The 12,171-nt window shown below is 35.7% G+C and carries 7 protein-coding genes; 1 reads left to right on the top strand and 6 read right to left on the bottom strand.

Going from position 1 to position 12,171, the window contains the following annotated elements; all coding sequences use genetic code 11:
• Positions 1-6 precede the first annotated feature (6 nt).
• The 3 genes from HMPREF1477_RS08550 to HMPREF1477_RS08540 form a co-directional block, all read right to left on the bottom strand.
• Positions 7-774 carry a SprT family zinc-dependent metalloprotease gene (locus HMPREF1477_RS08550; RefSeq protein WP_038148150.1) on the bottom strand — a complete coding sequence of 256 codons (768 nt, stop codon included), beginning with the start codon at positions 772-774 and terminating at the stop codon, positions 7-9.
• Positions 775-920: 146 nt separating this feature from the next.
• Positions 921-1,802: a hypothetical protein gene (locus tag HMPREF1477_RS08545; RefSeq protein WP_016476536.1), complete on the bottom strand. Its 882-nt coding sequence runs from the start codon at positions 1,800-1,802 to the stop codon at positions 921-923.
• Positions 1,803-2,079: 277 nt separating this feature from the next.
• Positions 2,080-2,538 (bottom strand): hypothetical protein, encoded by a 459-nt coding sequence (locus HMPREF1477_RS08540; RefSeq protein ID WP_016476535.1) that lies wholly within the window; start codon positions 2,536-2,538, stop codon positions 2,080-2,082.
• A gap of 205 nt (positions 2,539-2,743) precedes the next feature.
• Here HMPREF1477_RS08540 and HMPREF1477_RS08535 point away from each other — a divergent pair, with 205 nt between their 5' ends.
• The gene (locus HMPREF1477_RS08535) at positions 2,744-3,664 is read left to right on the top strand and encodes an IS30 family transposase (protein ID WP_016476534.1); all 921 of its coding nucleotides are present in this window, start codon (positions 2,744-2,746) and stop codon (positions 3,662-3,664) included.
• Between the two features lie 534 nt (positions 3,665-4,198).
• Here the strand turns inward: HMPREF1477_RS08535 and HMPREF1477_RS08530 are convergent.
• From HMPREF1477_RS08530 to HMPREF1477_RS08520, 3 genes are all read right to left on the bottom strand, one after another.
• Complete coding sequence (locus tag HMPREF1477_RS08530; protein ID WP_038124868.1) at positions 4,199-4,627, bottom strand: hypothetical protein; 429 nt, start codon at positions 4,625-4,627, stop codon at positions 4,199-4,201.
• Positions 4,602-11,189, bottom strand: coding sequence for a hemagglutinin repeat-containing protein (locus HMPREF1477_RS08525; RefSeq protein ID WP_016476531.1), 6,588 nt, complete (start codon positions 11,187-11,189; stop codon positions 4,602-4,604). Before HMPREF1477_RS08525 ends, HMPREF1477_RS08530 begins: the two co-directional genes overlap by 26 nt.
• Positions 11,190-11,259: 70 nt before the next feature.
• Positions 11,260-12,171 (bottom strand): ShlB/FhaC/HecB family hemolysin secretion/activation protein (locus HMPREF1477_RS08520; RefSeq protein WP_016476530.1); only part of this gene is annotated, 912 nt, incomplete at its 5' end.

The raw sequence follows: 12,171 nt of genomic DNA, 5'->3' as shown, positions 1-12,171 counted from the left end.
ACCTCCTTACGGTCTATGTGCAAAATAGATATTTAACGATTTCTTACGGGCTTTCCAATCTGGTAAAAATTGGGCTACTAAATTGTGAAAGTTCTTGGAATGATCCAAGTATTTAAAATGGGCAAACTCATGGACCATAACGTACTCAATATAGGCCTGAGGCCCTTCTAATAAACGCATATTCATCTTAATGAGCTGCTTTGATGGCGTACAAGAACCCCAACGACTCTTCATGTGCTGTTGCTTTACCGTTGGCATGGGCACATCAATATGTTGTTGGTGAAAGCGTTGATATACGACCTTCGCCCAATGAGTAAACACCTTTTCCCCTAGCTGGCGCCAAAAGGTTTGCATTAATTTATGCTTGTCTTCATAGGTGTAATCAGATTTAACGAACATCACCATGCGACTAGAACCATCAAACTTAATATGCGGTTTGCCAGATGTTTCTAGCACCTCTAGCGAAATAGGCATGCCCAAAATAGATATGGTTTCACCCGTTACATATTGTAATGCCTCTATCCGTTGTGCCGTTAATGCTTCTAATTTAAAACGAGCCCGCTCAATAAAGGGTATATTTTCGATAACAAATGCATCAATTCGATGATCTGGTACATAAGCATTCGCCGAAACATGGACACTACCATCCTTGTGCACACGCATATTTATATTCTTTACACGCTTGATTGTTAACTCATATTCAATTGTGTCACCATTGTAGGTAATAGACCGAGTTGTTGAAGTATTCATACCTTTTATTTTATCATAAAACACTCATAAATTCGTTAAAATATAGAGATTCTAATAGAATAACTTTGATTTTAAACAATACTGATTTTTATTACTTTGTAATATAAAAACGACACCTATATCCCCTTTATGGAGATATAGGTGTCATTATAATAAAGAGCAATCCAAATTCACTCTAGATAATTCTCTAACCCCATTTTATATTCTGGTTTTAATCGCATACTATCTCGTGCAGTGACTAACCTAACAATTAATTCTTCTATAACTTCCTTATCATCTTTACTAAATTGACTATAATGATTTAAAACAATAATTTTATCTTTTAACATCTTATCTTTATTCTGTTCTTTCGTTAATTCAGCTTCTTCATAGATTTTAAAACTACTCGTATTTAACTCACTATTTTCACTGCTAAAATTATATAACAATAACTTATCCGAATAATATTTCCATACTGTACCAGTTTCTAAATCTATCTTTGTAATGCTTCCAAAATCAACATTATAGAATATATTATTAGAAATTTTATACGTATCAATTTTCGATAATTTAGATCCTGTAGCTAAATTATAAATTCCACGGGTTTCGTAAGAGAAAAAGAATGGAAATCTAATGATATTTCCCTCCTCTATAGGAATTCTTTTCCTAAAATCAGCATAAAATTTGCTTTTCCAAACTTCCTGTTCCGAATCAGAAAAACGACTAAATTCTGGATATACATTAGTAATGTCATTTATTCTGATTTCATTAGGTGGCTCTTTATGTAATATAAATACATGATCGTTATTTAATTCATTATATACACCAATACCATTTGTAGTTATATAATATATTTTCCCTCGTACTTCATCAAAACCAAGAACATTAGAAGCAATTATATTAGTTGGCTCTTTGTAATATATTATTCCCCCCCTAAGATCCAAATAGTGGATAAATGGGTGCATAAAGTTTGTAGCAAAGAAAAGCCAACCACCAAAAATAATACCTACTACTACTAAACAAGAGAGAACTATTCTCTCAAGCCATTTTTTTGAGTTTTTTCCTGTCCGCATGAAAGCTCATCCAATCAATACCATTTTAAATTATTGACTTTTAATTTGAATCACATATTCTTCATTTCTCCCTCTATATTTATTATAGATTGTAACATGTCTTCCACCTTCGGTTAAGAGTTCATTAATTTTATTTATCACAGTATTAATACACCTAACTCCATACCTCATTAAATTGTATATTTTATAAAAACAATATCACTTCCCAAGATAAAAAAGCTATTATACTCAAACAAATACCTAAAAATATTTAAATAGGTTCTATTGCTATATGCACTTAATCATAAACTTTTACAAAGCCATCTACCCATTGACGTTCGTTTAATACAACCTTCCCAATACCAAAATTGTCTAACCCATGAACAATAAATATATCCCAAGTACTATATTTTTCTTTTGCTAATACAGCATATTCATAGTTACTAAATACACCTAAAGTTCCACCCACTGTATATATTGCATCAACATCATACCCATACCACAATATAAAAACTTCATTATTTTTGATAAGATCATCTACACTATAATTTCTTGGTACTCCATCATTTAAAACAAATTCCTCAATATAAAAGTTTTCATCGCAAAACGCTCTAAATCCCGGAAGTTGTTTAGCTAACATTATTGCATTTTCTGCTAAATCTTTAGTCGAAAAATCCCCTAAACTAAAGTACTCTGTATATGGTAATGTATCATCTTTTTTATATTTAGCTACGGCTTCATATATAGTTGTATTCATATTATCTAACCTTTCTATATATTCAATTCACGAAAAACCTAGCCTCATAAGTTTCTCCATTAATATAATTAGAACTTATTTTTATCGAATAGTAATATTTTATTATTTAGCTTAATTGTAGAATGAAATTGAACAAATAAAAATCCATAGTGAACCTTGTGTTATGATTTAGGTGTCTAATCAAAATATAACCGAGGTAATCACTATGGACTATAATAATCATAACACGACATTACGTACAAACAAACACTTAAACTTCGAAGAGCGATTTTATTTAGAAAAGAGAATCGTTCTAGGAGATAGTATTACGGCAATTTCACGTGCACTTGGCCGTTCTAGAACAACTATATATACAGAATTAAAACGTGGTACTGTAATTCAAATTCGACAAGGTAAATCTCAACTTGTATATTTAGCTGATTCTGGACAAGCAACATATGAAAGACAACGTGTGGGCTCTTCTAATACCATGAAAGTTGGTGCTATAGAATCTTTTATAAATTGGATTGAAAGCAAGGTTCTAGATGATCATTGGTCCTTTGATGCTACTGTTGGATATGCTGAACATAAGGATTTGTTTATGCGTAATGAAATGGTTTGTGCTAAAACTTTATATAACTATCTTCACAAAGGCATATTAGGTATAAAAGCAATTGACTTACCATTGGTAGTGCGGCATTCTCAACGAAAATCTATTTCTAGAAAACATAAGCGAGAACTTGGTAAATCCATAGAACTTCGCGATTCTAATATTGAAACGCGCGAGGAATTCGGACATTGGGAATTAGATACCGTCCGTGGAACAAAAGATAAGACAGACCATGTTTTAATTTCTTTACTTGAGCGTAAAAGCAGATTGTATGTGGCTTTACGGTGTCCCTCAGCACGTGCTACTGATGTAAAAGAAACACTGCATGCATGGTTAAATACGTTTAAAGATGTTAATCTAGCTTGCTTATGCAAAACAATAACTGCAGATAACGGTTTAGAGTTTTCAGAGATATCTAATTTAGAAAATGAAATCTTGTCTATTTATTTTGCTCGACATTATTCTGCTTGGAAGCGTGGATCGAACGAAAGCATAATGGTTTACTTTGTAGATGTATACCGAAAGGAATGCCAATAAAAGCCGTTTCAGAGGAAACTATTCGACGAACACTTAAATGGTATAATACTTTGCCACGCAAGCTTCTAAATTATAGAACCCCCTTGGAGGTCTTTCTTGAAGAAGTTAATAAGATTGTAGATTTGGATACTGTTCAATTTCATATTGCAATTTAAGATATTCTTTTTTACATTATGTAAAAATTCAGTATAATCAGTAGTAGGCATATAAGCTCACATCCTTTTTTAGGACTTTGACACTTTTATTGTAAAGCATGTGAGCCTTGTATGCTTATTTTTTTGCAAAAAAATAATGTTGGTAGTGACACCGTTAATGATGTCACCCCAACATTTATTATAGAACCTCCATTTAGTATGAACTAATCTCTGATAGTCAAACATTATACGATTTCCGTTAATAACTAAATTATAGTTGACTGACTCCAATTTTATATTCCCATACGGAAAAGGACCATTAAAGATAAAATAGTAAAGATTTCATTCTCCCTGAGACTATATAAATTAACAGTTTAAAGATTTAATAAAATACGTTTAATTATTCAAGATCTATATAACTAAACTTAGACTGTATTAGATTCTCTTCATCCGCCTTTGTGGAAATTATAAAATCAACAGCAATCAAATCAATACACATTACAGGCATAACTATTTTAGCTTTAACACCATTTAGTACTGGACTTACCCTTTTCTTATTATGAGTCATAGTTCCATCTGTTTTAACAACACATGGTTCGACACTAATATCTTGAATATCATATTCATGATTACGATATTCATGAAATTTCATTGATTCATTCTTAATTAAAAGGTCACTTTTAATATTAACCTCTATACAGTTAATAAATCTAATTTCACAGGATTCTGACAATAATATGACTGTATTACCAAAATCTTTAATATCTAATGAATATGGCATTTCATCCCATAAATCTAATATATCAATTCTTTTTTGAAGTTCCATCATTTTTATCCTCTTTAATTCTTATATGTGCTTCAGGGTCACGACGTCCAACAGGTTTCCAGTTACTATCTAATGGTTTACCATTCTTATCATATATATGTAAATGATTATAAGGTGTATGCTTATCAGGTGGATCAACCCGCAACCGCATAATATTATTATTATCCTTTACATGTAATCTATTATTACGATTATTTACAGACCATCCTTTTGGTCCTAAATATTTAGAACTTAATCTATCAAAATCATTAATATCCATTTCTTCATATTTACGATTTTTAAAAGTTTTTTCTAATTCATCTACATTAATTGTATTCTCTGAAGAACCCGTTCCTGTATTACCTTTTTCCTTAACTTCACTTTTTGATTTCGGCAAGGAATTCTTTAATTGTGAGACTTTTTGAGCTATAATATTTCTCTTCTTATTTGCTTCATTAGCTAACCCCACAATTACTGGTCCAGATATAGATGGTCCACTATTATGTGGATCCTTTTTATTAGATGAATTATCCTCGTTTATATTAGGGACATCATCACTACTAGAATTCCCAATATTAGAATTATCATTGCTAACATTTGGTAAATCTAAATGATTATTTAAAGGGTTAATTCTCAAAGGAAATTGCTTTAGAATAATTTCACTTACAGGGGCACCCGTTTTTATAGATTCCCAGGCTCCAGTTCTTGGATTCTTAATAAACGAATCGGAACTATCATCTATAATGCTTTCATCTCCAATTGTATAAGGTAATTGTACTTGTTGTCCACTAATTAAACTCGTAATATGAATAAAAAAATCATTAAACTTATTTTTATCTCTTACCCAATTATCCGTACCATCTGGTCCAATCCAGCGACCGGAATATGCTGTACTTTGGGGAATACTAATTCCATCAAAAAATCTACGCCCTATAACATCCCATTTCCCACTGTCTTTATAGGTGTTACCATTAGAAGCATGGAAAACATTAATATACTGATATCCTATTCCAGGATTGTAATCTAATTGAACTTTATACTCAGTTCCTACATATGGTACAGTTATGCTCCAAGGCCCATTAAATCTCGATTCGGAAGCGTTTCTTCCTTCTCCAGAATCAATACTTTCACCACTAGATTCACCATAACTGGTATCAACACTTGAATTTGTGAGTTGATCAATTGATCTAGCCCATGGAAACTCCTGAGTATCAGCTTCACTAAGAGTAACTGGCTCAGCACGCCCTGTTTCTATAGGAGTCGTTAAAGCTTTATAAAACACACTTCCTACAACACTAAATCTAAGTCCCGCTAATAACTTCGCCGAATCAACTTCTATAGGATATGGACTTGTTAATTCTGCATTCCATTTAGTAGCATAAGCTGACACCGCAGCCCCAGCATTTAAAGAGCCACCACTAACTTTATTAACTACACCACCGGCCCCAGCACTCAACCATTGTGCTAATGCCGGATCATTATCCGCTATTTGCTTAATCTTTTCTATAAGCATTTCATTGGTCATTGTAGCTTTAAAACCACTACCTGATGCATTACCTGCCATACGTGCAGCCCACTCGCCAATTACACCATGAGCAAAAGCTTTAGCAATCTTGCCTTCTTTTGTGGTAGGTTGCCAGTTATGTAATTGCTCATAAGCATTCTTAGCAAATAAACGTGCCAACTCCTGACGTTCTTCAATTTTCTTTTTATCAAAAATCTTATCTAGTTGATGTAATGTATTTTCGGTATTGGTATTAATAGTCCTAGTATCAATTTCTTTACCATCTACTGTTAGTATACCATCAGAAATAGCAGATTGAGTAGTCGAGCTTGCTTTACCTTTAGATCCTACGCCTAAATTTGGAACTAGACCGATATTATTATAGATCTTATCATAGCCTTTTTTATCATTGGTCTTCATCTCTTCGAGTTTCTTTTTACTACCATAGTAGTTATAGCCGATCCCATTATTGCTATAGGTATACTCAGCTTCATTTTGGATGTCTTTCATCTCAAGAGATTTAGTAGTCAATGTATTCTTAGCTTTTGGAGCTTCACTTTTAATGACGGCACCTTCTAATGTAGTCCCATTCCCTACATGAATATCATAGCCATCTTCTCCAGCATAAATACCTGCCTGATGAGTCACGCTCTTCCATTTACTATCAATGCGTCCTACGCTAGCACTAATACTACCTGTTGGATTCTTGAAATTAGGTGTAGAGGAAACAGAGAAGCCCGCAGACTTACTGTGTTCTTTAAAGTTATCTACATCTTGTAAGCTTTGAATATGTAAATCACGACCTGTGTCTACTTCTACCTTCTTGCCAGATACGGTAGAACCAATAATATTTGTATCTCGTTTTGCTTTAAGTTGTGCTAATTCAGCTGCTTTAATCGTCGTTGGCACATAGCTTTCTTGGTGGGTATCGCCATTTTGACGAGCCATATTACCACTCGCATTAATATCGAGAAGGCCGCCACCAGTCAAACTAATACCAGCACCGACACTCCATCCAGAGCTTTTATAAGTATTCTTAACATCTACAGTATTTTTACCCGCTGCAAGGTTGATATCACGAGCACTATCTAATACTAGTTTTTTTGCTTGTACTGTTTCACCAGTTAAACCAATACCACTTTGCTGAGCATCACGAGCCTTGATTTGTACTTCACTAACACTAACAAGAGTACCACCTTGATATGTATTTGTATCTACTACTTGTCCTTGCTTCCTTGACGTGCTACCAATGCTCACAGACAAATTAATAGCATCGTCAATATTTTTTTGACCACGTCGGGAATGATTTTTTGTGTCTTTTAATACTTTACCATCATTATCACGAAGTTTGACGCCCTTAACCGCTTTATCTACCGCCGCATATCCATCTTGCAATTGTTGACGTGCTTCATTGAGTTCAAGTGCGGCTAACCGTTTATCGTCTCGTCCACCCGCTTGTTTTATAGTACGTGTTGCATTAGTAAGCGTATCAACCACTGCACCACCTAATGATACGGTAAGCCCCGTCTTCTTATAGCGTTCATCATGAGACATATGGTTGTGATCTATATTTCCATCTAATGTAACGGCAGAACCTTCTAACACAGCACCATCTTTTGCAACAATATCTGCGCTTGTAAGATGAACGGTATCATTCGCTTTGACAGTAACAGTACCTTTCGTGCTGGCAATTGTATTTCGTACAGTAGATTCTTCATGGTTAGCTTCATCTATATTGTGTTTCTCTTTACCTATAGTAAAGCCTATTCCTGTACTACCAAGCAAACCAGATTTCTTATGACGATATACACTAGTACCATCTGTAATGGCTTTATCTGCACCAAGTTCTACCTTTCCACCAGCTGTAACATCTACTGTATGTTCGCCTATAATTTGAGCAGATTGACCTGTTACATCTTGAGCACTTGTAATCTGTATATCTTTACCACTTACAGTAGAGCCTGTTACAACTGTAGTAGTTGCATCATCCACCGCATTGGTACTTTCACGTTTAACCAAGCTTTTCTTTTTATCTACATACACATGATTAACTATACTATTTGCCTTCGCTGTATTTAGTTCAACCGTATTACCAGATACTTGAACAGTATCTGCCGCTAATAGTTGACTACCTTCCAGTTGTACAGCATCAGAGGCTACAACAGAAACATTCTTACCTTCAATGCTACTACCAACCGATGATTGTGCGTTAACAAGATCATGAGACTCCGTCGTTTGAGAGTGTCCACCACCAGATTTACCCTTATCAAAACGATGTTCTTCCAGTTCATGTGTAGCATTCATGGCTTTCATCGTTACATTATGGCCGGCCGTCACTTGAGTGTTCACATCAGAGGTAATAACACCTGCCGCCATAGATACATCTCGGCCTGCAACTACTGTTGTTTCACCAGCACCACCAATACGACCTTGATCTACACCGGTTATCGTTTCACGTCGATTATTTCGACTATTCCACTCAATTTTGCTATTAGCTGCCTCATACTGTACGCCTGTATTAATTACATCACGTCCAGCACTAACCTTTGTAGAACCAGCCGCATTAGTTTGTGTAATGGTACCGCCTTCATTAATGACGTCTTTCTTAGCATATACAGAGACTGTATCGTTGCCTATAATAGTACCTTGTGTATTACGAACTTCATCATTCGCTATAACCGTAGTAGTATTACCTTTGATAAGACCATTGTCATTGTGAATAGTATTACCAGTAAGAGTCACATCTTTATCCGCCACAATACTACCACTATTTTTCATAGTATCAACAGAAAGGTTAATGGATTGGGCCTGTAAGTTAGCTGCACCTTCTACCCGTTTTGTATTTGGGGCTAAATATAGAGTCGGTACTAGTACAGTTTCTGTTTTACCATTTGGCAATACAACAGCCTTACTAACTAAGAGCACTACATCCTCTTTAAGATTCTTTTGCTCAGCCTCGGTTAAGCCTCGACCTAATGCAATAGATTGAGATTTTGTTACACTAATCCCTGCATCCATCAATTGGCGATATTGTTCTTCTGCGGAAAGACCTGATTGCAGTCTACTTTTACCAGTTTGACGCATAATCTCTTGCATAACGAGTTGCTGCTCATAGTAGCCATCACCCAATCGTTTTTGTACATTCATAGGATCTAATTTAAGGCGAGATAATACATAATCAGAAGATAAGAAATTACGCCGGTTCGTAAAGTTTGGATCTGTTTCAATCACATATGTAGTATTAGGATTCGTTGATAATTGACTCATGCTATGTAACAGAGATGTATCCACCGCAGCATCACTTGTACTATTCTCCACATGACTACCATATACGGCAACAGGGACATCTGTAGGATTGACTATCGTATTCTTATAGTTAGCCGTCCGTATATTAGTCGTATCCCATCCACGTCTCTTCCGGCGACTATACGATGTGGCTGTACCATCTTCAGTAATATATTCATTACCCTTAGGGTTACTTTGCTCATAGTGACCTACTGTACCAGTGATATCCCCGGCAGCACTAATTTGGCTAGCTTCATTCGTCATATGATCGACATCCATATGTAAATCCCCACCGGAAATAATCCGCCCAGGGTTAGATGTATCTACCACATCTTTTTCACGAGTACGATCATATTCATATTTAGTCCAGCTATCTTTAGGATCGCCATACACTGAAAGTTGAAGATTTTCAGAAGAGTGCACTACTACTTTATCTTTTGGAATTTCATCATCATGCCCATAGATTCGTTCTTCCGATAATTGGTATCGCTTAATGCTACCGGATGGTGCTACTTCGTTTTTGACATGCTCTTTTTCACCTACCGCTACACGTTTAAGGGTAATCCCACCATTTTTATTATCTACAGATTTAGCATATAATGCACCACCTTGACCAAATTCAATGGTAGATGCTGTATTTACAATACGATCTATCTTACCAGACACAGTTCCTGTAGAATCCATCGTTTTACCAAGTTGTAGTTTTCCTTCGGCTTTAATCACACTACCATCAGTATTGACAATCGAATTGGTTGCTATAGATAAATCTTTTTGGGCAATCATAACAGGCGCATCTTTAGTCTCTGTGTTACCCTTTTGAATAACAGAATCAGTGGTAATCTTGGCAGTATCCACATACAATTTACCACGATTCATCTGCTCAAAACTTTTTGTAGTAATATCTGCTTCTGTAGCAGCTATAGTACCTGTATTTTGCAATTTGCCAGTACTATCCACGGTTAACTTATTTTGTGCAGATAATACACCTTGATTATTCACACCAAAACCATCATTGGTGCCAACTAAATACATACTATTGGCATACATACCACCAATAGCAGCTACATCAAGGCCAACTTGACTAGATTCACCAGTTTTGTGAACATTCGTAACTTTACCAGAAGAATCTACGGAAACAGTATTCTTCCCCGTCACAACTTGAGCATCTTTCGCCCAAACTTTACCATTCAGCTGAACAGCCTCTGCTAACAAATCTGTGCGTGCTGTTTTCGATGCATTAAGGCCTTTTTCACCTACTGTGATACTACCTTGTTGTACTTGATAGCCTGTAATGCTACCGTTATTGATAATTGGATTCCCCGTTGTTAATGTAGCACTATTAGCATTGATAAAGGTGCCATTATTGACAGAAATGCCATTCGGGTTGGCAATAATAACATGGGCCTTATTGCCGGCCACTTCAAGAGCCCCATTCATAGATGTTGCCCCCGTACCCGTTACTTCATTTAAAATTGTATTCGCTGTAGGTCCGACTAGATTCGGATTTCCCATAATGTAACCTGCCAGCTCCGTATTCACAGGACGATTGGCATTATTTAAAATAAGCCCTTTATGATCTACATTAAATGCATCATATTGGTTATGGGATAGACCTTTATCATTAGGCGTATTGATATTGACTACAGTCATACCATTACGAGCCTCTTCTGTTTTTGGCCCTAATGCACCTTGAGCAGGTACCACGGGATTGGCTAACGCCATTGGAATCCATGGCGCAGAATTTGTGGCAAGCAATGCAGCAAAGATGGCCATTGCCGTATGTTTTCTAATATTCATATTATGTATCTCTCCTAAGTATATAAAACAATATGTATTATGTATCTATATAACTCTCTATGTACAACACTTAAAATTGATAACTTCCTCTAAACGCCCAAACACGGGTATCTGTATTAAAGCCTTCTGGTTTCTTAATTGGCGTCCCTAGTGATACATCATAATTAACAGCGTCACCAACAGTGCCTCGTACACCAACAACACCACCAATCAATGTATTACCTAGTTGAGTTTCTGTAGATGGTCCCCATACATGACCAATATCTATTCCTATATAAGGTGTAATCTGTTGTTTTCTAAATGGTAATGACCATTCACTTTGTACATAGTACCCAGAATCACCTCGTAGTGTTTCTTCCCCACTAAATCCACGTACTGAATACCGTCCCCCAATACTAAACTGATCCGTAGTAAATAAGCGCTGATTCGTAAATTGACTTCTAAAGCGCATCGAGAATATACCTTGCTTATGACCGATTCGTACTCCCGTTTGAATCTGCCCTTCAACACCAGCCATTTTGTATAGTGTAGTAGGATTATCTGCCAAGCCTTCCCAACTTCGTACCTTAGCACCCAATCCTTTAATACCTTGACGATAAAATACATACATATCACTTACTGTATTGCCTCTATATTGGCGATGAGATAACCCTAATTCTACCGATGTGGTATGTTGTTCTTGAACACCAATTTCTACATCATCCAGATAATTATGACGAGACTTATGATTAACCTTAGCAATAACTGATGTTTTCGAACGACTAGTTCTATTTAGAACCTGCTCTACTGATACCTCTGTACCTTGTGTGGTACCAGCCGAGCGAAATGCGTTTGGCATAAATACCAATTGATTATAGCTATACTTATATGTAGATAATCTATACGTACGATTGCCATCAGGAATCGTATAATTAACTGCATATTGCTTTGACCCATGGCCATCATCATGACGACTTATATCTTTAGTGAAATTAGCTGTTAA

This window comes from Veillonella sp. HPA0037 (assembly GCF_000411535.1).
In the GTDB taxonomy this organism is placed as follows: domain Bacteria; phylum Bacillota; class Negativicutes; order Veillonellales; family Veillonellaceae; genus Veillonella; species Veillonella atypica.
The sequence above is the reverse complement of the archived record's forward strand: the minus strand, read 5'-3'. Positions and strand labels throughout refer to the sequence as shown.

Excerpts from the sequence above, each read along its gene's own strand:
- HMPREF1477_RS08545 (WP_016476536.1), bottom strand. The coding sequence starts at position 1,802 with ATGCGGACAGGAAAAAACTCAAAAAAATGGCTTGAGAGAATAGTTCTC.
- HMPREF1477_RS08540 (WP_016476535.1), bottom strand. The coding sequence starts at position 2,538 with ATGAATACAACTATATATGAAGCCGTAGCTAAATATAAAAAAGATGAT.
- HMPREF1477_RS08535 (WP_016476534.1), top strand. The coding sequence starts at position 2,744 with ATGGACTATAATAATCATAACACGACATTACGTACAAACAAACACTTA.
- HMPREF1477_RS08530 (WP_038124868.1), bottom strand. The coding sequence starts at position 4,627 with ATGATGGAACTTCAAAAAAGAATTGATATATTAGATTTATGGGATGAA.
- HMPREF1477_RS08525 (WP_016476531.1), bottom strand. The coding sequence starts at position 11,189 with ATGAATATTAGAAAACATACGGCAATGGCCATCTTTGCTGCATTGCTT.